This is a genomic window from Cryobacterium arcticum, from assembly GCF_001679725.1.
In the GTDB taxonomy this organism is placed as follows: domain Bacteria; phylum Actinomycetota; class Actinomycetes; order Actinomycetales; family Microbacteriaceae; genus Cryobacterium; species Cryobacterium arcticum_A.
Genome location: NZ_CP016282.1, coordinates 742,355 through 767,512 on the forward strand (window position 1 = coordinate 742,355; position 25,158 = coordinate 767,512).

25 protein-coding genes are annotated in these 25,158 nt (G+C 70.3%); 14 read left to right on the top strand and 11 right to left on the bottom strand.

From position 1 onward, the window contains the following. The first annotated feature begins 5 nt into the window (after nucleotides 1-5). Nucleotides 6-317: a rhodanese-like domain-containing protein gene (locus PA27867_RS03240; protein WP_066593112.1), complete on the top strand. Its 312-nt coding sequence runs from the start codon at nucleotides 6-8 to the stop codon at nucleotides 315-317. Continuing rightward, the gene (locus tag PA27867_RS03245; RefSeq protein WP_066593115.1) at nucleotides 314-598 is read left to right on the top strand and encodes a metal-sensitive transcriptional regulator; all 285 of its coding nucleotides are present in this window, start codon (nucleotides 314-316) and stop codon (nucleotides 596-598) included. The genes PA27867_RS03240 and PA27867_RS03245 overlap by 4 nt, the downstream gene beginning before the upstream one ends. A 14-nt stretch (nucleotides 599-612) precedes the next feature. Here the strand turns inward: PA27867_RS03245 and PA27867_RS03250 are convergent, their stop codons facing one another. The 3 genes from PA27867_RS03250 to PA27867_RS03260 form a co-directional block, all read right to left on the bottom strand. Beyond that, complete coding sequence (locus PA27867_RS03250; RefSeq protein ID WP_066593116.1) at nucleotides 613-1,059, bottom strand: SRPBCC family protein; 447 nt, start codon at nucleotides 1,057-1,059, stop codon at nucleotides 613-615. 14 nt (nucleotides 1,060-1,073) lie between these two features. Then, the gene (locus PA27867_RS03255) at nucleotides 1,074-2,549 is read right to left on the bottom strand and encodes a phytoene desaturase family protein (protein ID WP_236900817.1); all 1,476 of its coding nucleotides are present in this window, start codon (nucleotides 2,547-2,549) and stop codon (nucleotides 1,074-1,076) included. A 142-nt stretch (nucleotides 2,550-2,691) separates the two neighbouring features. Continuing rightward, nucleotides 2,692-3,870: an acyl-CoA dehydrogenase family protein gene (locus PA27867_RS03260; RefSeq protein ID WP_066593117.1), complete on the bottom strand. Its 1,179-nt coding sequence runs from the start codon at nucleotides 3,868-3,870 to the stop codon at nucleotides 2,692-2,694. Nucleotides 3,871-4,004: 134 nt separating this feature from the next. Here PA27867_RS03260 and manA point away from each other — a divergent pair, with 134 nt between their 5' ends. Then, nucleotides 4,005-5,288, top strand: coding sequence for a mannose-6-phosphate isomerase, class I (manA, locus tag PA27867_RS03265; protein WP_066593120.1), 1,284 nt, complete (start codon nucleotides 4,005-4,007; stop codon nucleotides 5,286-5,288). Here the strand turns inward: manA and PA27867_RS03270 are convergent. Next, on the bottom strand, nucleotides 5,216-6,247 hold the full coding sequence (locus PA27867_RS03270) for a GlxA family transcriptional regulator (RefSeq protein WP_066593122.1): 1,032 nt from the start codon (nucleotides 6,245-6,247) through the stop codon (nucleotides 5,216-5,218). The genes manA and PA27867_RS03270 overlap by 73 nt on opposite strands. Before the next feature lie 88 nt (nucleotides 6,248-6,335). On the opposite strand from PA27867_RS03270, the gene PA27867_RS20515 reads away from it, so the two are divergent. From PA27867_RS20515 to PA27867_RS03295, 6 genes are all read left to right on the top strand, one after another. Then, nucleotides 6,336-6,479, top strand: a complete 144-nt coding sequence (locus PA27867_RS20515; protein WP_157109102.1) for a hypothetical protein — start codon at nucleotides 6,336-6,338, stop codon at nucleotides 6,477-6,479. Nucleotides 6,480-6,531: 52 nt separating this feature from the next. Beyond that, entirely contained in the window at nucleotides 6,532-7,497 is a 966-nt protein-coding gene (gene galE, locus PA27867_RS03275) for a UDP-glucose 4-epimerase GalE (protein WP_066593124.1), read from the top strand. Between the two features lie 146 nt (nucleotides 7,498-7,643). After that, on the top strand, nucleotides 7,644-7,979 hold the full coding sequence (locus PA27867_RS03280) for a WhiB family transcriptional regulator (RefSeq protein ID WP_084020622.1): 336 nt from the start codon (nucleotides 7,644-7,646) through the stop codon (nucleotides 7,977-7,979). Nucleotides 7,980-8,064: 85 nt separating this feature from the next. Continuing rightward, on the top strand, nucleotides 8,065-11,184 hold the full coding sequence (locus PA27867_RS03285; protein WP_066593134.1) for a glycosyltransferase: 3,120 nt from the start codon (nucleotides 8,065-8,067) through the stop codon (nucleotides 11,182-11,184). Next, a complete protein-coding gene (locus PA27867_RS03290; protein ID WP_066593136.1) occupies nucleotides 11,174-12,631 on the top strand; it encodes a DUF5719 family protein in 1,458 nt (485 codons plus the stop codon). The genes PA27867_RS03285 and PA27867_RS03290 overlap by 11 nt, the downstream gene beginning before the upstream one ends. Before the next feature lie 43 nt (nucleotides 12,632-12,674). Continuing rightward, nucleotides 12,675-13,769 carry an NAD-dependent epimerase/dehydratase family protein gene (locus tag PA27867_RS03295; protein ID WP_236900818.1) on the top strand — a complete coding sequence of 365 codons (1,095 nt, stop codon included), beginning with the start codon at nucleotides 12,675-12,677 and terminating at the stop codon, nucleotides 13,767-13,769. Between the two features lie 22 nt (nucleotides 13,770-13,791). Here the strand turns inward: PA27867_RS03295 and PA27867_RS03300 are convergent, their stop codons facing one another. Both PA27867_RS03300 and PA27867_RS03305 read right to left on the bottom strand, forming a co-directional pair. Beyond that, on the bottom strand, nucleotides 13,792-14,940 hold the full coding sequence (locus PA27867_RS03300; protein ID WP_208857295.1) for a sensor histidine kinase: 1,149 nt from the start codon (nucleotides 14,938-14,940) through the stop codon (nucleotides 13,792-13,794). Further along, nucleotides 14,937-15,704 (bottom strand): response regulator transcription factor, encoded by a 768-nt coding sequence (locus PA27867_RS03305; RefSeq protein ID WP_066593138.1) that lies wholly within the window; start codon nucleotides 15,702-15,704, stop codon nucleotides 14,937-14,939. The genes PA27867_RS03300 and PA27867_RS03305 overlap by 4 nt, the downstream gene beginning before the upstream one ends. A 118-nt stretch (nucleotides 15,705-15,822) precedes the next feature. Here PA27867_RS03305 and PA27867_RS03310 point away from each other — a divergent pair, with 118 nt between their 5' ends. The 3 genes from PA27867_RS03310 to PA27867_RS03320 are packed head-to-tail and all read left to right on the top strand — an operon-like array spanning nucleotide 15,823 to nucleotide 17,812. Further along, complete coding sequence (locus PA27867_RS03310) at nucleotides 15,823-16,491, top strand: glycosyltransferase family 2 protein (RefSeq protein WP_066593140.1); 669 nt, start codon at nucleotides 15,823-15,825, stop codon at nucleotides 16,489-16,491. Next, nucleotides 16,488-17,129 (top strand): TIGR04282 family arsenosugar biosynthesis glycosyltransferase, encoded by a 642-nt coding sequence (locus PA27867_RS03315; RefSeq protein WP_066593142.1) that lies wholly within the window; start codon nucleotides 16,488-16,490, stop codon nucleotides 17,127-17,129. The genes PA27867_RS03310 and PA27867_RS03315 overlap by 4 nt, the downstream gene beginning before the upstream one ends. Continuing rightward, nucleotides 17,126-17,812, top strand: a complete 687-nt coding sequence (locus tag PA27867_RS03320; RefSeq protein WP_066593144.1) for a class I SAM-dependent methyltransferase — start codon at nucleotides 17,126-17,128, stop codon at nucleotides 17,810-17,812. Before PA27867_RS03315 ends, PA27867_RS03320 begins: the two co-directional genes overlap by 4 nt. Here PA27867_RS03320 and PA27867_RS03325 read toward each other — a convergent pair. Continuing rightward, complete coding sequence (locus tag PA27867_RS03325) at nucleotides 17,761-18,243, bottom strand: hypothetical protein (protein ID WP_066593148.1); 483 nt, start codon at nucleotides 18,241-18,243, stop codon at nucleotides 17,761-17,763. The two genes, PA27867_RS03320 and PA27867_RS03325, sit on opposite strands and share 52 nt — an antisense overlap. Further along, nucleotides 18,240-19,505: a molybdopterin-dependent oxidoreductase gene (locus tag PA27867_RS03330; RefSeq protein WP_066593150.1), complete on the bottom strand. Its 1,266-nt coding sequence runs from the start codon at nucleotides 19,503-19,505 to the stop codon at nucleotides 18,240-18,242. Before PA27867_RS03330 ends, PA27867_RS03325 begins: the two co-directional genes overlap by 4 nt. 109 nt (nucleotides 19,506-19,614) lie before the next feature. Between PA27867_RS03330 and PA27867_RS03335 the strand changes: the two genes are divergently transcribed. After that, nucleotides 19,615-21,027, top strand: a complete 1,413-nt coding sequence (locus tag PA27867_RS03335; protein WP_066593152.1) for a glycosyltransferase family 87 protein — start codon at nucleotides 19,615-19,617, stop codon at nucleotides 21,025-21,027. A gap of 16 nt (nucleotides 21,028-21,043) precedes the next feature. Here PA27867_RS03335 and PA27867_RS03340 read toward each other — a convergent pair whose 3' ends face one another. The 3 genes from PA27867_RS03340 to PA27867_RS03350 all read right to left on the bottom strand — a co-directional run bounded on the left by PA27867_RS03340 (nucleotide 21,044) and on the right by PA27867_RS03350 (nucleotide 24,343). Then, entirely contained in the window at nucleotides 21,044-22,627 is a 1,584-nt protein-coding gene (locus PA27867_RS03340; RefSeq protein WP_066593154.1) for a glycosyltransferase family 39 protein, read from the bottom strand. A 365-nt stretch (nucleotides 22,628-22,992) separates the two neighbouring features. Continuing rightward, entirely contained in the window at nucleotides 22,993-23,679 is a 687-nt protein-coding gene (locus tag PA27867_RS03345; RefSeq protein ID WP_066593157.1) for a hypothetical protein, read from the bottom strand. Between the two features lie 217 nt (nucleotides 23,680-23,896). Beyond that, nucleotides 23,897-24,343, bottom strand: coding sequence for a metallopeptidase family protein (locus PA27867_RS03350; protein ID WP_066593159.1), 447 nt, complete (start codon nucleotides 24,341-24,343; stop codon nucleotides 23,897-23,899). A 45-nt stretch (nucleotides 24,344-24,388) separates the two neighbouring features. Here PA27867_RS03350 and PA27867_RS03355 point away from each other — a divergent pair, with 45 nt between their 5' ends. After that, complete coding sequence (locus PA27867_RS03355) at nucleotides 24,389-24,631, top strand: DUF3499 family protein (RefSeq protein ID WP_066593161.1); 243 nt, start codon at nucleotides 24,389-24,391, stop codon at nucleotides 24,629-24,631. The last annotated feature ends 527 nt before the right edge of the window (nucleotides 24,632-25,158 follow it).

The window sequence follows — 25,158 nt, forward strand, 5'->3', positions numbered from 1 at the left end:
CCCCCATGACCGACATCTCGGTGACCGAACTCGCAGCACTGGCCGACCCCGTCGTGGTCGACGTGCGCGAACCGTACGAATTCGACGCGGCGCATGCCCACGGCGCGCAGCTCATCCCGCTCGGCGAACTGCGCGAGCGCCTCGCCGAGGTGCCGCGCAACGTGCCCGTCTATGTGATCTGCGCCGCCGGCGGCCGCAGCGCGCAGGGCGCCGCGTTCCTCGCGCAGCGCGGAGTCGACGCCGTCAACGTCACCGGGGGCATGACGGCCTGGCAGCAGGCCGGCCTGCCCACGATCAGTGACGGGGTGAGCGCATGAGCACCCCCGTCGTGACCGACGACCAGCGCGCCGCGAACCAGAAGAAGGTGCTCAACCGGCTGCGCCGCGCCCAGGGACAGCTCAGCGCCGTCATCACGGCGGTCGAGGCCGGCGGCAGCTGCAAGGACGTGGTGACCCAGCTCGCCGCGGTCTCGAGCGCGCTGGACCGGGCCGGGTTCACCATCGTCTCGTCGGCGATGCGCGACTGCATCGCCGAACCCGACAACGCCGAATCGTTGACCGTCGACGAGCTGGAGAAGCTCTTCCTGGCCCTGGCCTGATCCCGGCGCGATCCTTATTGCGGGGAGCCGGCGCCGCCCTCGGCCAGGTAGGCGAGGCGGCGCAGGGTCTCCGTGTTGCGCACCGAGATGGCCGCATCGCGCAGGAACAGCGGCACGAACCGGCCGGGTCCGGCGGTGGCGTCCTCGGTGATGCGAACGCGGCATCCGTCGCCCTGCGGCCGCACGTCGACGGCCACCTGGGCTTCGCCGATCGGCCAGCCCCGCGCCTGGAGCAACGCATGCCGGGGCGGGTCCCACTCCAGCATCGACGTGGTGTCGTCGAGCACGGCGGGCCAGACGCCGACGGAGTGATGGATGGTGCTGCCCGTGGCCGGCCAGGTCGCGTCGACGTCCCGCATGCGGGAGGCGCCGACCACCCAGCCCGGGTAGAGCCAGCCGTCGGCGAGCACCGCGAAGACGCTCTCGGGGGAGCACTGCATGGTTCGGTAGTTCACGGCCACGGGGGCACCTTTCGTCAGCCGGCTGTCGGGGAGAGGTCGGGGGCGACGCGCACCCCGAGGTCGTGGCGCAGGGCGCTGAGGGCGGCGTGCCAGCCGGCCAGGCCATGCACGCCGGGGCCGGGCGGGGTGGCCGAAGAGCACAGGTACACCCCGGCCAGCGGTGTGCGCCAGGGGTCGGGGGAGAGCACGGGCCGTCGCACCAGCTGGGTGAGGCTCACCTCGCCGGCCGAGATGTCCCCGCCGACGTAGTTGGGGTTGTGCCGCTCCACGTCCTGCGCGGTGCGGGAGGCGGTCGCCAGGATGGTGTCGCGGAAGCCCGGCGCGTACCGCTCGATCTGGCGGATGATCACCTCGGTCTGGTCCACGGTGGAGCCACGGGGAACATGCGTGTAGGCCCAGAGGGTGTGCCGGCCCGCCGGAGCGCGGCTCGGATCGATTCCGCTGGGCTGCGACACCAGCACATAGGGTTCCTCGGCGTGCCGGCCGCGGGCCACGGTGTTCTCGGCCCGCCGGATCATTGCCCGGGTGCCGCCGACGTGCACGGTGCCCGCGGCGGAAAGGCCCCGCGCCTGCCAGGGCACGGGGTCGGACAGTGCGAAATCCACCTTGGCGACGGCGTTTCCGTACCGGAAGGCCGCCAGGCGCCGCGCGTACCCGGCGGGCAACTCCCCCTCGGCCAGTCGCAGCAGGGCACGGGGCGTGAGGTCCAGGAGCACCACCCGGGCCGGCGGCAGCTCGCTCAGCCGTCGCACCTCGGTGGACGTGATGATCTCGCCGCCGTGCGCCAGGAGGTCGTCGACCATCGCCGTCACGATGGCGCCGCTGCCGCCGACCGGGATCGGCCAGCCGCCCGCGTGCGCGTAGGTCGAGAGGGTGAGCCCGGCGCCGGCCGTGGCCAGGCTGGGCAGCGCCCTGATCGTGTGCGCACTCACGCCGGTGAGCAGCGCCGGGGCCTCGTCGCCGCTGAACCGCCAGTCCCACAGCGGGCCGCCCTGCTCGAGGGTGCGCAGACCGAAACGCAGCGCGGTCGCCGGGTGCCGGGGCACCCGCAGCAACTGGTTTCCGGTGAACTCGGCCACCTGCTGCGAGTGCTCCACGAGCGGGGCGAACAACCGGTGCCACGCCGGGCCGTCCCGGCCCAGCTCGTCGACCGTGCGCGCCAGGCTGCGGTACGCCAGTCCGGCCCGGCCGCCGGGCAGCGGATGCCCGTAAGAGACCTCGGGCACCGTCAACTGCAAACGATCTGAGAGGCCGAACCGCTGGAAGAACTCGGACGCCAGCGCCAGCGGGTGCACGGCGGAACACACATCGTGGTGGAAGCCGGGCAGTGTGAGCTCAGCGGTGGCGGCGCCGCCGCCGACCTGCGCCGACCGCTCGTAGACGCGCACCTTCAGCCCGGCCCTGGCCAGCGTCACCGCGGCGGCCAGGCCGTTCGGCCCCGAGCCCACCACGACGGCGTCGATCTCCGGTCGCCCGCGCCGCACGCTCACGCCGGCCGGTCTTCCCGTTCGAGTACTTCGCCGTCCATGCTTCCATTCTTGCCGAACTGTTCCCGAAGCGGAGGTCTGCGCCCGGTGTGCCGGGTGCAGATGTCCGGATGGGGAACGGTTGGGGGCGGCATCCGAGCTGGTCCTAGACGAACGCGGCCAGTCCGGTGATGCTGCGGCCCACGATGAGGGTGTTCATCTCCTGGGTGCCCTCGTAGGAGTAGATCGCCTCCGCGTCGGAGAAGAACCGGGCGATGTCGTAGTCGAGCACGATGCCGTTGCCGCCGAACAGTTCCCGGCACCAGGCCACGGTCTCCCGCATCCGCGAGGTCGTGTACGACTTGGCCAGCGCCGAGTGCTCGTCGCGCTGGGTGCCCTCGTCGAGCATCTGGGAGACGCGCACCACCATGCCCAGGCTGGCCGTGATGTTGCCCAGGCTCTTCACGAGCAGATCCTGCACGAGCTGGTGGCCGCCGATCGGCTTGCCGAACTGCACCCGCTCGGCGGCGTAGGCGGCGGCGGCCTCGTAGGCGCCCATGGCCAGGCCGACGGCAGCCCAGGACACCTCGGCTCGGGTGAACCGCAGCACCCGGGCGGTGTCCCGGAACGAGTTGGCCTCCTGCAGACGGTTCTGCTCGGACACCCGCACGTTCTCCAGGGTGATGTCGGCATTCTGCACCGAGCGCAGGCTGATCTTGCCCTCGATCTTCGTGGCCGTGTAGCCGGCGGTGTCGGTGGGCACGATGAAGCCCTTCACAGCGCCGTCCGCGGTGTCCTTGGCCCAGACGATGGTGATGTCGGAGAAGGTGGCGTTGCCGATCCAGCGCTTGGCGCCGTTGAGCACCCAGCTGTCGCCGTCCCGCGTCGCGGTGGTGCGCAGCCCCTGTGCGGAGTCCGATCCCGACAGCGGCTCGGTCAGCGCGAAGGCGCCCACGATGTCGCCGCTGGCCAGCCGGGGCAGCCAGTGCGCCCGCTGGGTGGCCGACCCGCAGGCCGCGATCGACCCGGCCGCGAGGCCGTTCTGCACGCCCACGAAGGTGGCGACGGATGCGTCCACCCGCGCCAGCTCCAGCGCCACGAAGCCGCGGAAGACCGCCGAGTTCTCGAAGGGACGGGTCTCTTCCCACCCGAAGGAGTACGCCCCGAGGGCGCCGAGCGGTTTGATGATCTCCGTCGGGAACTCGGCGCGCTCCCAACATCCGTTCACCACCGGACGCACATCCGACTCGAGGTAGTCGCGGATGCGGGCGAGGGCGGCTTTCTCCTCGGGCCTGAGGAGGTTCTCGTATCCGAAGAAATCACTGCCGAGGGGCTCGAAGGTCATCTGTGTGCTCCATTGCGACGAGGATGGGCGGCCGGGCGGAATCGCCCACCGGGTGACGAAAGCCTAGGACCCCTGATCGGCAAGGGGAAAGCGGTTGGTAGTTTGGTCTAAACCTTTCGACTCAGGAGCCAAGCATGTTTGTGGGCATCGATAACACACCGCGGGATTACGCCTGGGGATCGCCGACCGCGATCGCCGAGCTGCTGGGGCATCCGGCCTCCGGCGGCCCCGAAGCCGAGCTCTGGCTCGGCGCGCACCCCGGCAGCCCGTCGGTGATCCTCGACCCGGCGCTCGCCGGGGGAGCGAAAAACCTGGCCGAGTGGATCGCCCAGGCGCCGGAGACCGCGCTCGGCTCGAGGTTCGCCGACGCCGGACGGTTGCCGTTCCTGATGAAGATCCTCGCCGCCCACAGCCCGCTGTCGCTGCAGGCGCATCCGTCGCCCGAACGCGCCGCGGAGGGCTTCGCGCTGGAGAACGCCGCCGGGATCCCCGTGGATGCCGCCGACCGCAACTACCGCGACCCCTTCCACAAGCCGGAGATCATCTTCGCGCTCAGCGACACCTTCGAGGCGCTCTGCGGGTTCCGCGATCCGCGCCAGATCCGCTCGATCCTTGCCGAGCTCCGCGCGCTGGACGCCACCATGGACGACCCGCAGCCCGGCGCGCTTGCGGGGCTGGAGAACCGGCTGCTCGGCGCGGACGCGCTGCACGACGTCGTGGACTGGCTGCTGCGCGACGGTCGCGGCGGCGACTCCGGCGAGGTCTCCTGGCTGGTCGAACGGGTGGTGGCGCTCGCCGAGCGGGCCGCGTTCCTCATCGAGGGCGGCGCCCAGGTGAGCTTCGCCGCCGAACTCGCGATGGTGCGTTCCCTCGCGGCGGCCTACCCGGGCGACCCGGGCATCGTGATCTCCCTGCTCACCAATCTGGTGTCGCTCAAGCGCGGCGAGGTTCTGTACCTGCCGGCCGGCAACATCCACGCGTACCTCTCCGGGCTGGGCGTCGAGGTGATGGCCTCCTCCGACAACGTTCTGCGCGGGGGCCTCACCCCCAAGCACATCGACGTTGACGAACTGCTCGAGGTGCTCGACTTCCACCCGCTGCCGGTGCCCTATCTGGCCCCGGTCGTGCAGTCCGACGGCGTGGCCGTCTACCGGCCGGACGTGCCCGATTTCCAGCTGGCGCACATCTCGGTGACGGCGGATGCAGCGGCCGATGAGGCCGGCCGAGTCGGCGTGCCCCTCCGGCAGGTGACGCTCACAGGACCGGCCATCGCGATCTGCACCTCCGGCCGGTTCCTGGTCGCCGGCGCCGGCTCGTCGCTCAGCCTGGCCAGGGGCGAATCGATCTACATCACGCCCGACGAGAGCACGGTCACCTTTGCGGGCTCCGGCGAGGTCTTCCTGGCTACCACGGCGTAATCCGGCGCCGGGCGGGGGATGCCGAACGTGCGCCGGTAGGCCGTCGGCGTGGTCTGCAGGGTGCGCACGAAATGGTGCCGCATGACGGCCGCGGCGCCGAATCCGGTCTGCGCGGCGATGGAGTCGAGGGTGTCGTCGGTCTCCTCGAGCAGCTGCTGTGCCAGCATCAGGCGCTGCCGGTTCAGCCAGGCCGTCGGAGTGGTGCCGAGCTCGGCCCGGAACCGGCGGGCGAAGGTGCGCGGTGACATCAGCGCGCGCCGAGCAAGCTGATCCACCGTGAGGTCCTGGTCGAGGGTCTGCATCATCCAGCCGATGATCTCGGCGAAAGAATCGCTGCAGCGTTCCGCCACGGGCGTCTGGATGAACTGGGACTGCCCGCCGTCGCGCTGGGGCGGCACCACCATGCGGCGGGCGATCACATTGGCTGCTGTCGCGCCGAGCTCCCGGCGCACCACGTGCAGTGCGGCGTCGATGCCCGCCGCGGTGCCGGCCCCGGTGACCACCCGGTTGTCGTCGACGAAAAGCACATCGGGGTCGACCGTGGTGTTCGGGTACGCGGCGGCGAGGGCGTCCGCGTACATCCAGTGGGTCGTGCTGCGGCGACCGTCGAGGATCCCGGCCGCACCGAGGATGAAGGCGCCGCTGCAGACGCTGAGCACCCAGGCGCCCCTGGCCTCCGCCTCCCGCACCACCCGCAGCACGTCCGGGTGGATCTCGGTCCCCGCCTCGTAGGCGGGGATGGCGATCAGGTCGGCGTCCGCGGCGGCGTCGAGGCCCTGATGCACCACGATGTCGAAGCCCAGCTTGGTGCGCAGCGCCCCCGGAACGGCCGTCACCACCTCGAAGTCGAACACCGGACCGTTGTGCGCGGAGCGGTCGATGCCGAAAACCTCGCAGATCACCCCGAATTCGAACGGGGCCATGCCCGGAATGGCGACGCAGACGATCTTCTTGAGCATGGGGTCCTTCAACGAGTGGCAGGAATGTGTCGGTAGTCGGCAACTCTGCCACTCGTGGCAGAAAGTCGCAAGACCTAGCGTTAGTGCCATGATCCTGTTCCTGATTATTCTGCTGGCTCTCCTGGTCTGGGCCGTGGTGGCGGGCCTGAGCGCCCTCCGCTCCGACGGCTATGGCGACGTCGAGCTGACCCGGCGCAACCGGCTTCCCGAGTCGTTCCCGCGCGACCGATAGTGTGGTCTGAACGGCAGCGCACGGCTGCTGCGAAAGAGCGCAGGGGCACCACATGGCTTGGCTTGTTACCGGAGGGGCCGGCTATATCGGCTCCCACGTCGTTCGCGCGTTCCTGGCTGAGGGCATCGAGGTCGTCGTCCTCGACGACCTGTCCAGCGGGCACGCTGAATTCGTTCCGGACGGCGTGCCGTTCGTGCAGGGGACCCTTCTCGACACTGCGCTGCTGGCACAGACCTTCGCCGACCACTCCATCGACGGTGTCGTGCACGTCGCAGGCTTCAAGTACGCCGGCGTCTCGGTGACCCGCCCGCTGCACACCTACGAACAGAACGTCACGGCGACCGCGTTGCTTCTGGCCGCTATGCAGGATGCCGGCGTGAGCCGCATCGTCTTCTCATCGAGCGCGGCCGTCTACGGCACTCCGTTCACCGACCTGGTGACCGAGGACACCGCCAAGAGCCCGGAGTCGCCGTACGGCGAATCGAAGCTCATCGGCGAGTGGTTGCTGCGCGACCAGGCGGTTGCCGCCGGCCTCGCCCACACCTCGCTGCGCTACTTCAACGTCGTCGGCTCCGGTACGCCCGAACTCCGCGACACCAGCCCGCACAACCTGTTCCCGATGGTGTTCGACGCCCTGGTCGAGGGGCGCACCCCGCGGATCAACGGCAACGACTACCAGACCGCCGACGGCACCTGCGTGCGCGACTACATCCACGTGGCCGACCTGGCGATCTCGCACGTGGCGGCCGCCCGTCGCCTCGACGCCGGCGAGAGCATCGCCCCGGTCTACAACCTCGGCAGCGGCGACGGTGTCTCCGTCGGCGAGATCATGAGTACGGTCGCGGCCGTCACGGGAATCCCGTTCACGCCGGAGATCGGACCGCGTCGCACGGGCGACCCCGACCGCATCGTGGCATCGGGCGAGCTCGCGGCCCGTGACCTCGACTGGAAGATGCGGCACAGCCTGCAGGACATGGTGCAGAGTGCCTGGGAAGCCCGGCAAGCATCCTCAGTGTGATCAGAACACGATTCGGGCAGTGTGGGCGAGTCTGAACCCTCCAGCCCGTATTGAGGGTTTACGATCTGCGACTTGACGGCAGCGAACTACACCGGTGTAATTAGTTCTAGCGCGAAAACGTGCATGAGCTGATGGGTGGAGGCGATATGACGTTGTCTGAATATCGTTCCGGGGTACCTGAAGACTGGTTCGTCGATCCTGTACGCCTTGGCGTGCCGGGGGTCCGCAAGGATCCGGCGATTGCCGACGGTGCCGACGATAACCCGCTGGGCTGGCAGTCGGACTCGCTATGCGCCCAGACCGACCCCGAAGCCTTCTTCCCTGAAAAGGGTGGCTCCACGCGGGACGCGAAGAAGATCTGCGCTTCCTGCGAGGTGCGTCCGCAGTGCCTGCAGTACGCCCTCGCCAACGACGAACGCTTCGGAATCTGGGGCGGACTTTCAGAGCGCGAGCGCCGCAAACTGCGCAAACGCGCGGGCTGACCTGTTTCCACACGGCAGCCGGGTTCAGGGCGCGCCTGACCGGTTGAGCACTCTCAGCGGTTATCCGACCTAGGCTGTTCAGGATATGCAAGCCAGAGTCACCGCCATCATCGTCGCCCGCAACGGCGCTTCGCACCTCGAGCGAACTCTCGAGGCCCTCCGTCAGCAGACCCGCCAGCCGGACACCGTCGTCGCTGTCGACTGCGGATCGAGCGACGCCACCTCCGACCTGCTCGCCGCGTTCGGACCCACGCACTTCATCTCCGCGGACTCGTCTCTCTCGTTCGGGGCGGCCATCAACGCCGCCGTGCGCGTGATCGGCGAGCCCACCGGCGACCACGAACTGCTCTGGCTGCTCGCCCAGGACAGTGCCCCCGAGCCCGGCGCGCTGCAGAACCTGGTCGGGGAACTCGAGATCGCTCCCTCGGTGGCCGTGGCCGGTCCGAAGATCATGGAATGGGTCGCCGACGACTACATCCACGACTTCGGCGAGTCGATGACCCCGTACGGCTCCACGGTCACCCTCGTCGAGAGCGAACTCGACCAGGAACAGCACGACGGCATGAGTGACGTGCTGGCGGTCAGCGCCGCCGGCATGCTCGTGCGGCACACGGTCTGGAACCGGCTCGGCGGCTTCGACCCCGCACTGCCCGTCGTCGACGACTCCCTCGATTTCTGTGTGCGTGTGCGCCTGGCCGGGTTCCGCGTGTCCGTGGTCGCCGCCGCCAGGGTCAGCTCGGCCGGTGACGGCGTGGCCGGCCCGGACGGGTCCTCCCGCGGACGTGCCCGACGTCGGCGCGTGCGCGCCGAACGCGCGGCCCAATTGCATCGCCGGCTGGTTTATGCCCCGGCCTGGGCGCTGCCGGTGCACTGGCTCTCCCTCATCCCGCTGGCCTTCCTGCGCTCGATCGGCGACCTGCTCCGCAAGGAGCCCGGCGCCATCCTGGGCGAGTTCTCGGCCGCCTTCGCCGCCGCTTTCCAGGGCGGACGGGTGCGCACGGCCCGGCGCCGGCTCGCGGCGACCCGCACGCTGGGCTGGTCCGCCATCTCGTCGCTTCGGGTATCGGCCGCCGAGGTGCGGCGTCGTCACGCCCTGACCCGGGAAGCCGCCCTCACCGGTGCGCGCGGCGACCGGCCCGAGATCCGGTTCTTCTCCGGTGGTGGAGCCTGGACCACCCTCGCAGCAGCAGCCGTCGGCGTCGCCATGCTCGCGTCCCTCATCGGCGCCCAGTCCCTCACCGGCGGGGGCCTGCTGCCGTTGTCGGCGACAGTCGGTGGACTGTGGTCGAACGTCGGCTACGGCTGGCGCGACATCGGTCTGGGGTTCGTCGGCGCGGGCGACCCGTTCGCCGTCGTCCTTGCCATCCTCGGTACCCTCAGCTTCTGGTCGCCGTCGTTCGCGCTCGTGCTCCTCTACCTGCTGGCGCTGCCCCTGGCCGCGGTCGGCGCCTGGATGGCCGCCACCCGGCTCACCCACCGCGGCGCGATCCGGGCCATCGCCGCCGCCCTCTGGGCGCTCTCGCCGGCCTTCCTCACCGCCATCGCGGCGGGCCGACCCGCGGCCATCATCGTGCACCTGCTGTTGCCGTGGCTGTTCTTCGCCGCCTTCGCCGCCGCCAGGTCCTGGTCGGCGTCCGGCTCCGCCGCGCTGCTCTTCGCCGCGATCGTGGCTTGTGCCCCGTCGCTCGCGCCCGCCCTGCTGGTGGGCTGGTTGCTGTGCGTGCTCGTGAGCGGGCGCAGTGTGATGCGGTTCATCGGCATCCCGCTGCCGGCTCTCGCGCTGGCCATCCCGCTGATCTGGAACCAGGCCCTCCGCGGTAACTGGTTGGCCTTGCTGGCCGATCCCGGTGTCCCTGTGCCGACCGCAAGCGTTCCGGTGTGGCAGTTCATCCTCGGCTTCCCGTCCGGCGACTTCGGCGGGTGGACCCACCTGCTGCCGGTGTGGGGTGCCGACGCTTCCGTGGCCGGCTATCTGGTTCCGCTTCTGTTGATCCCCATCGCCGTGCTCGCGCTCCTGTCGCTGCTGCTGCCCGGCGCCCGTGGAGCGGCCTTCGCGCTGCTCACCGCCCTCCTCGGACTGCTCACCGCGATCCTCGCGGGGTCGCTGTCGGTCGCCTCGGTGGGCAGTCAAGCCGTGGGCATCTGGCCGGGCGCAGGTCTCAGCCTGTACTGGCTCGGAATCGTCGGTGCCGTCGTCTTCACCGCACGCGGGTTGCACCGCGCCGCCGTCGCCCCCCTCGCGGTGGCCGCGGTCGCGTTGGCCGTCGTGGCCCTGCCGCTGGCCGCCGCGATCCCGCTCGGCACCTCCGCCGTGCAGGAGGGCATCGGTCGCATCCAGCCGGCCTTCGTCACCGCCGAAGCTGCGGTCGACCCCAGGGTGGGCACCCTGCAGATCGTCGCGCAACCGGACGGCGGCATCCTCGCCACCATCGTGCGCGGCACCGGGGACACTCTCGACGTGCAGGCCACCGTCAACAGCACGGCCACGACGCTCACCGAGGAGCAGACCGAGCTGGCGACCCTTGCGGGCAACCTGGCCTCGCGGAGCGGCCTGGACGCCACCGCCGACCTGGCGAAGTTCGGCATCCGATTCGTGCTGCTGAGGCCGGCCGCCAGCACCCCCGCGTCGTGGGGCGAAACCGCCGGCGTCAGCCAGGCGGCGGCGGACACGACCGCCCGCACCATCACCTCGCTCGACGGCAACGCCGCCCTGGCGCCCGTCGGTGACACCGTCTTCGGTCAGCTCTGGCGTTCGGATGCTCCCGCCGACGCCAACGCCAACGGCACGATCCCGGCCGACCCCGGCGGGGTCTTCGGACTCGTCACCGGCATCATCGCCCTGGTCGTCATCGGCGCGACGATCCTGCTCTCGGTGCCGACCGGTGCCGGCCGCGAGGCCGTGCGCCAGGCCCACCGCGACGCCGTTCGGCGCGCCTCACGGCTGAGCAAACCGGTCAAACCCACCCGCCCGGCGCGCGCACCGAAGCCGGCGCGGATCCCGCGCTCGAAGCGACCCACGGGCCGACGCGTGCGCGGATCCGCCGCAGTGGAGAGCGCCGTGCCGCTGAGCACCGGCGAGACCGGCGAGGCCCCGAGCCCCGCCGTCGAGCAGAACAGCAGTCCCGACACCGACAGCGCCGGCACCAGCGGCACCGACGCCAGGACCGACAGCACCAGCCCGAAGGATGCAGACCATGGCCACTAAGCGCAGAGTGGCCATCATCGGCGTGCGGCTCACCGCCGGCCTCGTCGGCATCGCCGGCGTGATTCTCGTGGTCGGCGGAGCGGCCCTGGTGCCGTGGCCCAGCATCGTCGACGTCGCCCCCTCAACCCTCGTGACGCCGGTGGCCAGCGACCAGGTGCGGGTCTGCCCCGGGCCTCTTCTCACCCTTGCCGAGGACTCCAGCCAGGCCGAAGCCGCCACCTCCGTCGGCCGGTACGACACGGTCTACTCGGCGCGCACTCAGGCCTCTGACTCCACCGAGGTCGACGTGGAGCGCAGCCAGCTCGTCGCCGCCGACAACACGCAGAGCGACCGGGACGGCGGACCGCTGGCCCTCAGCGTCCCCGTCGAAGAAGGCGCCACCGACGCGCCGCTGGTCGCCGGTGCCCAGTCCCAGACCGTGTCGAGCGAGACCGTCGGCGGCCTCGCGGTCGCCGCGTGCACCGAAGCGTCCAGCGACTCCTGGCTGGTCAGCGGTTCCACCGACGTGGGCCGCACCAGCCTGGTCCTCTTGAGCAACCCGACCACCGTCGTCGCGTCGGTCAACCTCACCGTCTACGGCGAGGCGGGACTCGTCGAGGCCCCCGGGTCCACCGGCATCCTCGTCCAGCCCGGCGCACAACGCATCGTGTCCCTCGCGGGACTGGCCCCCAACCTGCGCTCGCCCGTCGTGCGGGTGCAGGCCACCGGCGGCCAGGTGGCCGCGTCGCTGCAGCAGAGCGTGGTGCGCGGCATCCAGCCCGGCGGCGTCGAACTGGCCGGACCGACGGCAGGACCGTCGACCACCCAGATCATCCCCGGCGTCGTCGTGAACGACCAGCAGGCCGCCGACGCCTCGGTCGACGCCGGTGCCGTGTCCGAGGACACGCCGTCGGTGCGGATCCTGGTTCCCGGCACCACCGCGGCCACGGTCAGCGTCGGCGTGCAGAGCGAGGACGGTACCTCGACAGGCACGTCGCTCGAGGTCGACATCCAGGCCGGCGTCGCCACCGAGGTGCCGCTCAGCGGAGTCGGAGCGGGCAACTACACCGTGCGCCTGAGCGCAGACCAGCCCCTCGTCGCCGGAGCCGTGACGACCACGAGCGGAACCATCAGCCCCGACTTCACCTGGTCGTCCGCGGCCGCCACCCAGGACAGTGACTTCCTGGTCGCCGTCGCCGCCGGGCCGTCCCCGGCCCTGCACCTGGCCAACACCACCGGCAGTGACACCGCACTCACCCTCACCCCCGAGAGCGGACCGGCCACCGAGCTGACCGTGCCCGCCGGGCAGTCCATCGTCGTGCCGGTCGAGGCATCCGCCCGCTACCTGGTCGAGGGTGGAGCGGGCATCGCGGCCACGGTCGGCTACACCGGAGACGGCCAGTCCTCCGCCTACGCCCTGAGCCCGATCGGGCCGATGGCCGCCGCCATCCCGGTCTACTCGCACTGACCCCGAGGGCACGCACGTGCCCCGCCCGCCGAAGGAGCCCGTCGTGACCGACACCACCACCGCGAGCCCGGCCGCCGCCGCCCCGCACCTGCTCGTGACCGGCGGAGCCGGTTTCATCGGCGGCGCCGTCGTCGAGGCCGCGCTGGCCCGCGGCTGGCGGGTGCGCGTGCTCGACTCCCTCCGCAGCGACGTGCACGGCGGCCTGCCCGCCGCCGACCCGCGGATCCAGTTCCTGGTCGGCGACGTCACCGACCCCGGCGTGGTTGCGCACGCTCTCGCCGGCATCGACGTGGTGTGCCATCAGGCCGCCAAGGTGGGCCTGGGCGTGGACTTCTCCGACGCCCCCGACTACGTGCACAGCAACGAGGTGGGCACGGCCGTGCTGCTGGCCGGCATGGCGACCGCCGGGATCGACCGCCTGGTGCTTGCCTCCTCGATGGTCGTTTACGGGGAGGGCAGCTACCGTGGCTCCGCGGGCTTCACCCGCCCCGGCCCCCGGCTGGCTGCCGACCTCGACGCCGGCGTTTTCGACCCGCTCGACCCGGCGACCGGGCAGCCGCTCGAACCCCTGCTCGTCGGCGAGGACGACCCGCTGGACCCGCGCAATGTGTACGCGAGCAGCAAGCTGGGCCAGGAATACCTCGCGACGTCGTGGAGTCGTAGCACGGGTGGGCGCGCCGTGGCCCTGCGCTACCACAACGTCTACGGACCGGGGATGCCGCAGAACACGCCCTACGCAGGCGTCGCCTCGCTGTTCCGCTCGGCGCTGCAGCGCGGCGAGGCGCCCACGGTGTTCGAGGACGGCCGCCAGCGCCGGGACTTCGTGCACGTGCGGGACATCGCGTCGGCCAACCTCGCCGCCGTCGACTGGACCGAACCAGCCCCGGCCGGCACCTTCCGGGCGTTCAACGTGGGCAGCGGCACCGTGCACACCATCGGCGATATGGCCACCGCCCTCAGCGTGGCCGCCAACGGCCCCGCCCCGGTCGTAACGGGCGAGTACCGGCTGGGGGATGTGCGGCACATCACCGCATCGTCCCAGCGGCTGCGCGATGAGCTCGGCTGGGAGCCCTCCATGAGCTTCGAGGCCGGGATGCTCGAGTTCGCCACGGCCCCGCTCCGCGCCGCGGTGCTCTGACCCGCGCTCCGCTGTCTGGCGCTCAGGCCTGGACGGCCTCGGCGTGCCGCGGCAGCAGGACGTCGAAGCGGCATCCGCCGGGGATGTTCCGCACGGTGACCTCGCCCTGGTGCGCCGCCACGATCCCGGCGACGATCGCCAGGCCCAGGCCGGCCCGCCCGTGCACCAGATCGGCGTCGGGGGTGCGCGGTTCGCTCCCGCGCCAGCCGGCGTCGAACACGCGGGGCAGGTCGGCGGGGTCGATCCCGCCCGCGGCATCCTGCACCGAGATGGCGGCCCGCCCGTCGGCGTGCTCGGTGACCGCGACCACGATGGCGCTGCCGGGCGCCGACTGCTGCACCGCGTTCATCACCAGGTTGCCCACCGCGCGGGACAACTCCCGCGGATCCGCGAGGATCGACAGTCCCATCGCGCCCTCGAAGCGCAGGTCGAGCGACTTCGCCCTGGCGACCGGCCCGAGATCGGCGACGGTGTCGCTGATCAGGTCGTACAGTGCCACGGTCTCCTGGGTCAGGCGCAGGGTTCCGGTCTGGATGCGGGACAACTCGAAGAGATCGTCGACCATGCCGTTCAGCCGGTCCACCTGGCTGCGGATCTGGCCGTAGTACCGGGAGGGGTCCTCGACCATGTCGTCTTCGAGGGCCTCGGCCATGGCACGGATGCCGGCCAGCGGGGTGCGCAGGTCGTGCGAGATCCAGGCGACCAGTTCCCGGCGCGACGCCTCGATGCGGCCCTCCCGGTCCCGGGACTCCTGCAGGCGCTCCCCGGTCGCGGCGAGCTGGCCGGCCAGCGCGGCGAATTCGTTGTTACTGTGCCGTTCGGCGGAGGCGACCGGCTCGCCCCGGCCGAGGCTGGCCGCCGCGAGCGTGAGGTACTGGCTGTCGCGCACGATCCAGCGCCCGAGAAGCCCGGCCATCGCCAGCGACACGCTGCCCGCGGCGGCGGCCACGAAGTAGAACACCGTGAGGTCGTGGGCCGAGACGTACATGAGTGAGGCGGCCGCCGCCATGCCGCTGACCACCGATACCACCGTGGCCAGGGCGACCACGAGCAACTGCAGAACGAGGGAGTACCGCGCCAGCAGCCGCAGGGTGATCAGGCCCGCCGCCCCGACGATCACGGCGGTCGCGAGGGCGATCACGACCACGCTCACCATCCCGTTCGGGGTCACCGTCGTGCTCCGGCATCCCGGTCGTCGGCGTGCGCGGCGACCAGCGGCTCCGGGTCGAACCTGTAGCCGACGCCCCAGACCGTGTTCAAGAGCATGGGCTGGGTGGGATCGGCCTCGATCTTCTCCCGCAACCGCCGCACGTGCACCGTCACCGTGGACAGATCACCGAAGTCCCAGCCCCACACGGATTTCAGCAGGTCCTCCCGGCTCAGGGCGCGGTGCGGATGCCCGATCAGGTACGCGAGCAGGTCGAACTCCCGGGCCGTGAGCACCAGGGCCTCGCCGTTCAGCCGGACCTCGTGCGCCGCCAGGTCCAGCGTGAAGGGTCCGGCGTCGACGGCGCCGCCGTGCACGGTCTCCGGCACGGTGCGCCGGAGCACCGACTGTACCCGGAGCACCAGTTCGCGCGGGGAGAACGGCTTGGCGAGGTAGTCGTCGGCGCCGGCCTCCAACCCGTCGATCCGGTCTTCCTCCTGGTCGAGCGCTGTGAGCATGATCACCGGGGTGCCCCAGGCCGCCTTGATCCGCATGCAGACCTCGATGCCGTCCAGGGCCGGCAGCATCCGGTCGAGCACGACCAGGTCGGGGCGCGTCGCGGCCGCCTGGCTGAGCCCGCTCTGGCCGTCCTGAGCCTGCTCGACCTTGAAACCGGCGGCCACCAGGTAGCGGCAGACGATCTCGGACACCGTCGGGTCGTCGTCGATGACCAGGATGCGGCGTTCGGAGTCGGCACGGGGAGGGCCCGTCGGGGGCGGTGGAGTCACCTCTGAAGGATAAACGGTGTGCGGCGGGCACGCAGCACATCCGGCCCGGCCGCAATCCTTCCCCACTCCGTAACGTTTACGCGGAGTGTCGTACAGGCCCCCAACATAGGGTCGAGTGATGAGTGAGATTCGGGTCGACGTGGTCATGCCCTGCCTGAACGAGGCCGGGGCGCTGCCCTGGCTGCTGGCCCGGCTGCCGGAGGGCTACCGCGCCATCGTGGTGGACAACGGGTCGACGGATGATTCCGCGCGCATCGCCGAGGCGGCCGGTGCCCTCGTCGTCTACGAGGCCCGCCGCGGATTCGGGGCGGCTGCGCACGCCGGGCTCCTGCACGCGACGGCGCCCATCGTGGCGTTCTGTGACGCGGACGCGTCGATGGACCCGGAGGACCTGCCCCTCGTGGTGGATCCGGTGGCCGCCGGCGAGGCCGATCTGGTGCTCGGCCGCCGCCGTCCGACAACGGCCGGATCCTGGCCGATACACGCCCGGATAGCCAATTCCACTCTTTCTTGGCGACTGCGCCGAATAACAGGTGTGAACATCTACGACTTGGGCCCGATGCGGGCCGCACGACGAGAGGACCTCCTGGCCCTCGATCTGCAGGACCGGCGCAGTGGCTATCCGCTCGAGGTCTTCCTGAAGGCGGCGGAGCGGGGCTGGCGCATCCGCGAGGTGGACACCTCGTACGCCCCACGGGTGGGGCGCAGCAAGGTGACCGGCACCGTGCGGGGCACCCTCACGGCCGTCGCCGACATGTCGAGACTGCTGAAGGAGGCCCGCAAATGACCACCCTGATCGTGATCGCCAAGGAATGTCTGCCCGGCCGGGTGAAGACCCGCCTGCATCCTCCGCTCAGCCTCGAGCAGGCGGCCCAGTTGGCCGCCGCGAGCCTCGACGACACCTTCGCGGCCGTCGCGCCACTGCCCGCCACCCGCCGGGTGCTGGCCTTCGACGGGTCGGTCGTGCCGGCCGCTGCGGCCGGGTATGACGTCGTGCCGCAGATCGATGGTGGCCTTGATGCGCGCCTGGGCGCCATCTTCGATGGCTGCACCGAGCCCGCCGTCCTGATCGGGATGGACACCCCGCAGGTCACGGCCGAGCTGCTCGCCCCGGTGTTCGCACCGTGGCCCGATGACGTCGACGCCTGGTTCGGGCCGGCCGCGGACGGCGGATTCTGGGCCCTCGCCCTCCGCACTCCGGACGGCGACCTGATCCGGGGCGTGCCGATGTCCCGGTCCGACACGGGCGCGCGCCAATTGCAGAGACTGCGCACCATGGGCCTCCGGGTCCGGATGCTGCCGACCCTCACCGACGTGGACCACATCGAGGACGCGTTCACCGTCGCGGCGCTGGCCCCCCGAGGCGGCTTCGCCCAGACCCTGGCCGGTTTCGACGCCCTGCAGTTGAGCGGAGCGAACCGATGACCATGCTGTCGGCCCGTCCCGGCGTCCCGGGCACCACCACCTTCGGGTCGGGCGGCGCCGAACCGTACGCGGCGGCGTTGGAGAACGAATCGGCCGTGCTCTACCTCCGGCACGCCACCGGCAGGGCTGCGGCGACCATGGATGCCGGTCGCTGGAGCGCCGCCGCCGACGACACCGACGTGCAACTGCTCGCCGGGGCCGCCGGCCCCGTTCTCGACATCGGATGCGGCCCCGGGCGGATGGTTCGGGCCGCGCTGGCACAGGGTCTCGCCGCGACCGGCGTCGACGTGTCACCCACGGCGGTGCGCATCGCCGCCGAGTCCGGTCTGACGGTGCTGGAGCGTTCGGTCTTCTCCGCGATGCCGGGGGAGGGCGACTGGGGCACCGCGCTGTTGCTCGACGGCAACATCGGCATCGGTGGCGACATCGTCGCTCTGCTCGGCCGATGTGCCGAGCTCATTTCGTCCGACGGAGCCGTGCTCGTCGAGGTCCACCCCGAGGCCGAGCGCGACCACGCCTTCGACGGCACCCTCGAAGACGCGCAGGGGCGCACCAGCGCGGTCTTCCCGTGGGCCGAGGTGGGCATCGGTCCGCTCCGCGCCCGGGCCGGCGATGCCGGACTGCGGGTGGTTCAGGACTGGAAGAGCGACGGACGTTGGTTCGCCCGCCTGGTGCGCACGTAGAACCACACCGACACCGCGATGCTCCCGGCCGCGAGCACCAGCCACGCCACGCCCAGGTTCAGGGCGTAGTCGAGCGGGAGCACCGTGGGGTTCTTCGCGCCGAGGCTCTGGGCGACGATCGCGGGCACGACGATCAGGCTCAACAGCGAACCGAGCACGATCGCGGCCTGGACGGTCACGATGATGCCGCCGGCCAGCCGATGGCCCGCCCGCCGAATGAGCACACCCAACCCGAACACCAGGGGCGAGAGCACGGCGTCGTGCAGCACGATGGCCGTGCCGATCCAGAGCGCGACCCCGGGGAGCCGCTGCAGCGCGACGGTGTCGACCAGGACATAGGCGCCCCAGGCGAGCCCGAGCACACCGAGGCCGACGAGGGCGACGCGGGCGGTGCGCATCCGCGGTGACACGGCGGGGGTTGTCGTCATCATGCGTCGATCGCCTCGATCCGGCTGAGCCATTTGGTCTGCAGCACGCCAGGACGCCCGGGCGCGATCATGCGTGCGGGGTAGCCGTGCTCGAGGTCCAGGACGCCGCCGTTGAGCTCCAGCGCCACGAGGGTGAGCGAATCACGCACATACTCCCGGCCCATCTCGGTCTGTTTGAACCCGCCGCGCTGCTCGAGGCTGATGATGCGAAAATCGGCGTCGGCGGAGGCGCCGACCAGGTCGACCAGGTCGCGCAGGCGCACGCCGCGCCAGGAGGCCATCTGGCTCCAGCCCTCAACACAGGCGATGGGCAGGTCAACGGCGGTCTGGGGCAGCTCGGCCAGCTCGGCCCGGCTGAAGCTGCGTTCGGTTCCCCCGTGTGCCACGGTGAGCACCCAGTCGGCGGCCATGGCCGCGGTGGCGACCTTCGCCTGGGCGGAGGTGCGATTGACGGGAACGCCCTGCGGGCCCACACCCTTCTTGCGCGGACCGAACACGTTCGCGGCATCCAACGGCGCCACGGTCTGGCCGGCTGTGAGACCCACAACGGCGGCGACGCCCAGCGCGACCGTGGTCAGGAAACCGCGGCGACTCGTGCGGGGCGCCATCCGCGGGGTCGCATCGATGTAGGCGAGCAGACGCCCGGTGAGGCCGCGGGTGCGCGGCAGGCCCGGGCCGTCGTCGACCGGGGTGTCCTCCGCGGTACCGTCAGCGGAGTCGACGGGGTGCCGCTCATCGGGGCCGGGCGCGGGCGTGGCACGCCAGTGCGCCGAGATCAGGGGCAGTTTCACGCCGATGTGCACGAGCAGGGACCCGATGATCACGAACGCGAGCGCGAAGTGCACCTGCTTGAACGAGAACGGGAACGGGTACCACTGGTAGGTGTTCAGCAGGCCGATGGTGATCTCCACCAGGGAAGCACCGACGAAGAGCGCGATCGAAGCCCGCTCGAGGAAATTGGCGAACGACTTCACCGGCGGGTACTGGAACAGCTGCGGGAACACGACGTAGAGCTTGGCCAGCAGCAGCGGGAAGCAGGCGATCCCGGCGATGATGTGGGTGCCCTGAGTCAGCTGGTAGAGCCCGGTCGGGCGGGTGGGGAAGCGCATCCAGGGCAGCGGCTGCTGCAGGAAATGGCTGTAGAGACCGGTGCCGAAACAGATCAGGAATGCCAGGCCGAGGAGCCGGCCGATCACGGTGGCCATTCGCGGAGTCCGCACCGGAGAGGCGAGCTGAGCCCTGGCCTCGTACATCAATCGGCGCATAGTCCATTCCACCACCTTGTCGCTCGCGGCAGTGTATGCAATCCTTACGGTTCGGTGACGGGGCGTGGTTCGGTCGGGGCCCCGGTACCCGCTCGGGGAGGATGGCAGAGTGCGTATTGCCGTCGTCTCGATTCTCCTGGCCGTCAGCGCGGCCGTCACCGGGGTCGTGGTGGTGGCTTTCGACCTGTTCCGGCCGCACCGGGACACCGCTCAGCTCCTGATCGGCACCGCGCTGCTCTGGCTGCTCTTCGCCGCCGCCCTGGTCGCCCTGCGCGGGGTACGGGGTCGTGCCGTGGGGGTGTTGATCCTGGCCGGATCGCTCCTGATCGGCGGCGCCGCGATGGCCGGACCGCCCAACACCAGCACCGACTCCGCCCGGTACGCCTGGGACGGGGTGGTGCAGAACGCCGGGATCTCTCCCTACGCGTATGTGCCCGCCGATGAGCGGCTCGACGACCTCCGGCCCACCTGGCTCTTCCCCGCCCCGACCGAGATCGACGGCGCCCTGGTTTGCACGGGCGAGCGGATCGCAACCGTGCAGCGGGACTCCGGCGAGCCGCTCTGCTCCGCACTGAACCGCACCACGGTGCCCACCATCTACCCGCCGGCTGCGGAGATCTACTTCGCGGCCGTGCGCGCCGTGGTCGGCTCCGACGCCGGCTACTGGCCGCTGCAGCTGACCGGACTGCTGCTCAGTCTCGGCATCACCGGGATGCTGCTGGTGGGGATGCGCCGCCGCGGCATCGACCAGCGCCACGCCGCCCTGTGGGCCTGGTGCCCGCTCGTTGCGACCGAGGGCATCACCAATTCCCATGTGGACCTGCTCGGTGTGGCCTTCACCCTCGCGGCGGTCTTCTGGGTGAGTAGCGGCAAACGCGTCCGCGGCGGAATCATGCTCGGGGTGGCCATCGGGGTCAAGCTGATCCCAGCGATCGCGGCACCGGCGATGCTCAAGCGGCAGGGCTGGAAGGTCGTCGTGGCGGCCGCGGCCACCTTCGCCCTTCTCTACGTTCCCTACGTGCTCTCCACCGGGATCGCGGTGCTTGGTTACCTGCCCGGCTACCTCAGCGAAGAGGGCTACGAGGACGGTTCCCGGTTTGCCCTGGTGTCCCTGATCGCCCCCGGCGGCGCCGGCATCGTCCTGGTCGCGGTGCTGCTGGCCGGCCTGGCCGCCTTCACGATCTGGAAGACCGATCCCGAGCGGCCGTGGCTCGGCCAACTCGTGATGATCGGCGGCACCCTGCTCATCCTCAGCCCCCGCTACCCCTGGTACGCGCTGTTGTTGCTGCCGTTCGTGGCTCTCAGCGGCCGGTGGGAGTGGCTGGCGATCCCGCTCGCGCTCACCCTGCGGCTCCTGGTTCCGTCGCTCACGGTCACCCGGGTCTCCCTGGCCGTGGCCCTCCTGGTGATCGTCGTCGTGTCGGTGCGCCGGGCCGGGCCGGGTGCCCTGGGGCGTGGCCGCGCCGCGCTCGCCCGGATCGGGTCCAGGGCTCCCGACCGGCAGCGGTCGGCCGAGAACTAGACGCCGGGCAGCCGGGTCAGCGCTCGTAGCGGAGCACGTTCACGCCGGTGAGCGCCCACTCCTCGGTGAGCGAGTAGCCCAGGTCGGCGAGCTTCGCGGTGACGCTCGGCCGCCAGTCCTGCTTGTTGCTCGTGACCAGCCACACCGCATCGACCCCGTCGAACCGGTCGGTCACCTCGTCCAGCGGGTACCGGGTCTCCCACAGCTGACCGGTCTGGGCGGCGGGCGTCTTGAGCTTCACGTCGATGAGCCCGGCGAAGGCATCCGGGTAGGAGTAGGCGATCACCCGGGTGGTCGCGGCCGGATGCTGCCGCACGGGCCCGTACACGATGGCGGCTCTCTCGCCGGGGCGTGTGGCGCGCTCCGACTCGATGAGGCTGGCCACCTCGCTCCACGATGAATTCTGTTTGGCCTCCGGCTGGCGTTGGGCCACGAATTGCGGCGCGGCCAGCGCGGCCAGAAGCAGCACCGCCGTCACGGCCAGCCAGCGCCGCCGCAACCGTCCGAGGGCGACCCCGATCAGGATCGCGACGGCCGGGGCGCAGTAGGTGAGATAGCGCGGGGAGTACAGCGGCGAGACCACCAGCGACGCGAGGATCACGCCGATGGTCGGCACCACCAGCCACGGCACCGCGATCGACAGCAAGGACGGGTTGCCCGACACATTTCGGGGGGCACCGGCGCCCGTGCTCCTGGTACGAAGGCCGGCGAGAATCAAGAACAGGATGCCCAGTGCCACCAGAACCCAGCCGACCACGGCGAAGAGCGGGTTCAGGTAGAACCACTGCGTCACGAACACACCGTTCCAGGTGCCCCAGCTGATCGGGGCGATCCAACTCACCTGACCGGACTGGCGCACCACGGCCAGCGCGAAAGGCAGCAACAGAATCGCGGCGGCGCCGGCCGCGATGGCCCAGCCGATGAGCGATGCCCGGGCCGCCCGGTCGCGGCGGCGACCTGCCCAGACCGTCCACAGGGCGGTGGCTCCGTGGGCGGCCACGAGGAAGGCGAGATAGATGAAGACCAGGGTGCAGCCGACGGCGGCCACGGCGTACAGCGTCCACCAGAGTGCCCGGATGCGCCGTGGAGCGGGTCCGCGGCGCCAGGCGGCCAGGAACACCAGGGTCAGAGCCACCGCCAGGGCTGCCGTGAGCGCGTAGGAGCGCCCCTCGGTGCCCATCCAGGTGACGCGAGGGAGCAGGCAGAAGGCCACACCGGCCAGCACGGCGGTACCCCGACCGGCCCGGGTGCGCACCAGGAGCACGATCAGGGCCGCGGCGACGCCGACCGCGACGGCGCTCGGAAGCCGGAGAGCGATCGGGGAGTAGCCGACCAGGTCGAGCCACAGGTGCATGCCGGCGTAGTACAAGCCGTGCACGGCGTCGACGCTCTGCAGCATCCGGCCGAGCTCGGGCCAGCTGCGCATGGTGGCGGACACCGTGGCCGCCTCGTCGAACCAGAGCGACGGCTGCCAGGCCAACGCAAGACCGAGCATCATGCCGAAAATACCGATCAGCAGCGCATCAGGCCAGGCCTGTCGTACCGAGATGCGGCCGTTCGGCGCAGCAAGCGCACGCGAGGACGGAAGGGCGGTGGTCATGGTCCTGCGCTCTCCGATTCCTGCCAGGTCGTATTGGGCATGTGGCCGCGACGACCCCGTTCGAGCGTAGGCGACCTTTCCCGGGAATCTACCCGGAGCCGGACACCGGCAGAACGGCGGGGCACCCTCATACACGCGCCCGAGTCGTCGGCCGAGCGTGTCGAGACCCCCGTGACCTGCGGGATCGTCGCACCCATACGTCGGTCGAGCGTGTCGAGACCCCGTGACCTGCGGGATGTTCGCGCCCATACGTTGGTCGAGCTTGTCGAGACCTCGTGACGTGCGTGTGTGTCGTGCTGTGACGCAGAAGAACGGCCGAGCGTGTGCTCGGCCGTTCTTGTGTACTGCGGGTGTTTTGCGGGGTGTTACTTGGTGTTGACCGTGATGGTCGCGATGCCGACGAGGAGCTGGTCGGCGATGGCGTCGGTGCCGAAGGTGGTGTTCAGCAGGCCGGCGGCGTCGGCGGAGATGTGCACGGTGGTGCCGGTGAGGATGGCGTTGTCGCCGTCCATCTGGAGGGGCTTGAGGGTTCCGCCGTAGAGGTCGAAGAGCTTGACCTGGGTGGCGGCGGACTCGCCGTTGGCGGTGACGTCTCCGAAGAGCTCCGAGGTGCCGGGGTCGATGGTGAAGTTGGTCAGTTCGACGACGGTGTCGCCGGCGGTGAGGGAGAAGCCGGAGCCTTCGTGCTCGATGTTGCCCTGGACGTAGGGGCGGTAGTCTTCGGCCGGGTCGTAGTAGTCCACGTTTCCGCCGGTGATGGGGAAGTGCAGGCTGCCTTCTTCGAGGGTGGCGGTGCCGACGGTGCCGGGGGTGAGGCCGAGGCTGGTCAGTGCTGCGGCGAAGTCGGCGTCCAGGAGGACGGCGGTGTCGACGCCGGTGAGGGCGGGGATCGAGGCGACCGGGGTGGGGGTGGCTTCGGCGGAGCTGCTGCTGGAGGAGGAGCTGGAGGACGGCGTCGACGCCGTGCCTTCGTCCGTGGAGCAGGCGGCGAGGCCGGCGACGAGGAGGCCGGCGGTGGTCAGTCCGAGTGCGGTCTTGGTGAAGCTGCGCATGATGTGTTCCTTTGCTGTGGGGGATACTGCGGGGTGTTGCTTGGTATGCAGGTGGTTCGGCCCCCCGGCAGAAAAGGTTTGGTCGGTCTCAAAAAAAGTTCTCGGCGTCGGCCCGGCTCGCATTCAGAGGGATCGTCAAACCCAGGTGAGCGTGCCGATACCCGGCATCGCACAGCCATCCGGCCTGTGGATACCGGTGACGGGGAAGAGTGCTGGCCTAGTAGCGACGGAAGCGGTCAGGGGCCAGATCCCAGGGGTCCTTGCCGAGCAACTCGGCTACTCCCCGGAACACACAGCTCTCGATGACCATCCGCTGATGGAACTCGTCATTGCGGTGCAGCCGGCTCAACCGCTGGATCGGCAGCCTATAGAACGTGATGCGTCGTGAACGGGCATCGACCGCATATCGTTCCACCCCCACACCCTCCATCACGCCGACCGGACCGGGGGCGACCTCGAAGGTCACATCGGCCAGTTCGGCCGGCCAGACCATCCGCAGATAGTCCACGGTTGAAGCGATGGTCATGTCGAACGTGTCGATGCGCGTACGCAGCGGCGGCAGAAACGGCCCGGTCGCAGAACTGCGGATGCCACGGCCGTGACGGTCCCGCCCCCGACCGCGCTGGGTCGGAGTCTGCACGGTTGTGCGGCGTGAACGAGACATGTCCCCAGTCTACTTCCGGGCCATCGGCGGTATCCTTCAATCACCATGTCAGCCAGAGCGTGCACCCGTATCTCCTGTAGTGATGAGGCCGTGGCGACCCTCACCTTCTCCTACGCCGACTCGATGGCGGTGCTCGGACCCCTTGCCGGCACGCATGAGCCGCATAGTTACGACCTCTGTGACAGGCACGCCCGCCTGACCACTCCGCCGCAGGGATGGCAGATGATCCGGCATCGCCTCAAGGCCGAAGCCGATGTTGCCGAGGACCATCCAGCCGTTCCGCACTAATTCTGTGCACCCGGTGGGTGCCCCGGTTCGGCCACCTCGGGGGCGATGAACCGGCGTGACACGCCCGGGAGTTTGGGGTGATTTGCCCCGCCTCCGGAATCCCCGTAATGTCATCTCTCGTCACCCCACAGGTTCGGAAAAGCCGCAGAGCTTCCGGCCTCAAGCGGGACCACCTCCCACCTTCAGTACACAACTCGTCATCGACGTTTTCTGTTACTGAAGCGGAAACCAGCTCCTCGCACGATCACTCAGATTGATCGAACGAAGCGTTCCACGGCATCATTTTGCCCGGGACACGCCGTTCAGTTGATTTGACACGGATCAGCGCGGACGCTAAGATCGTAAAGTTGCCCCGGAGCGACAGCCTTTCAGGCCTGAAGTCGGGTGCGTCCGATCCTTGAGAACTCAACAGCGTGCACAATGTCAAATGCCAAAAACCTCGTGGTTTGGATCCGTTTCTAGCGGTGAAGGGCCAAGAGATTCCTTTGGAAAACATTTAAACAACAAAGCAAGTCAGTAATGATTTG

Bases quoted from the DNA above. Each gene is read 5' to 3' on its own strand.
- PA27867_RS03270 (WP_066593122.1), bottom strand. From the start codon at position 6,247: ATGCTCAAGAAGATCGTCTGCGTCGCCATTCCGGGCATGGCCCCGTTC.
- PA27867_RS03285 (WP_066593134.1), top strand. From the start codon at position 8,065: ATGCAAGCCAGAGTCACCGCCATCATCGTCGCCCGCAACGGCGCTTCG.
- PA27867_RS03345 (WP_066593157.1), bottom strand. From the start codon at position 23,679: ATGCGCAGCTTCACCAAGACCGCACTCGGACTGACCACCGCCGGCCTC.
- manA (WP_066593120.1), top strand. From the start codon at position 4,005: ATGTTTGTGGGCATCGATAACACACCGCGGGATTACGCCTGGGGATCG.
- PA27867_RS03245 (WP_066593115.1), top strand. From the start codon at position 314: ATGAGCACCCCCGTCGTGACCGACGACCAGCGCGCCGCGAACCAGAAG.
- PA27867_RS03340 (WP_066593154.1), bottom strand. From the start codon at position 22,627: ATGACCACCGCCCTTCCGTCCTCGCGTGCGCTTGCTGCGCCGAACGGC.
- PA27867_RS03325 (WP_066593148.1), bottom strand. From the start codon at position 18,243: ATGATGACGACAACCCCCGCCGTGTCACCGCGGATGCGCACCGCCCGC.
- PA27867_RS03260 (WP_066593117.1), bottom strand. From the start codon at position 3,870: ATGACCTTCGAGCCCCTCGGCAGTGATTTCTTCGGATACGAGAACCTC.
- PA27867_RS20515 (WP_157109102.1), top strand. From the start codon at position 6,336: ATGATCCTGTTCCTGATTATTCTGCTGGCTCTCCTGGTCTGGGCCGTG.
- PA27867_RS03315 (WP_066593142.1), top strand. From the start codon at position 16,488: ATGACCACCCTGATCGTGATCGCCAAGGAATGTCTGCCCGGCCGGGTG.
- PA27867_RS03280 (WP_084020622.1), top strand. From the start codon at position 7,644: ATGACGTTGTCTGAATATCGTTCCGGGGTACCTGAAGACTGGTTCGTC.
- PA27867_RS03290 (WP_066593136.1), top strand. From the start codon at position 11,174: ATGGCCACTAAGCGCAGAGTGGCCATCATCGGCGTGCGGCTCACCGCC.
- PA27867_RS03310 (WP_066593140.1), top strand. From the start codon at position 15,823: ATGAGTGAGATTCGGGTCGACGTGGTCATGCCCTGCCTGAACGAGGCC.
- PA27867_RS03355 (WP_066593161.1), top strand. From the start codon at position 24,389: ATGTCAGCCAGAGCGTGCACCCGTATCTCCTGTAGTGATGAGGCCGTG.
- galE (WP_066593124.1), top strand. From the start codon at position 6,532: ATGGCTTGGCTTGTTACCGGAGGGGCCGGCTATATCGGCTCCCACGTC.
- PA27867_RS03350 (WP_066593159.1), bottom strand. From the start codon at position 24,343: ATGTCTCGTTCACGCCGCACAACCGTGCAGACTCCGACCCAGCGCGGT.
- PA27867_RS03330 (WP_066593150.1), bottom strand. From the start codon at position 19,505: ATGCGCCGATTGATGTACGAGGCCAGGGCTCAGCTCGCCTCTCCGGTG.
- PA27867_RS03320 (WP_066593144.1), top strand. From the start codon at position 17,126: ATGACCATGCTGTCGGCCCGTCCCGGCGTCCCGGGCACCACCACCTTC.
- PA27867_RS03240 (WP_066593112.1), top strand. From the start codon at position 6: ATGACCGACATCTCGGTGACCGAACTCGCAGCACTGGCCGACCCCGTC.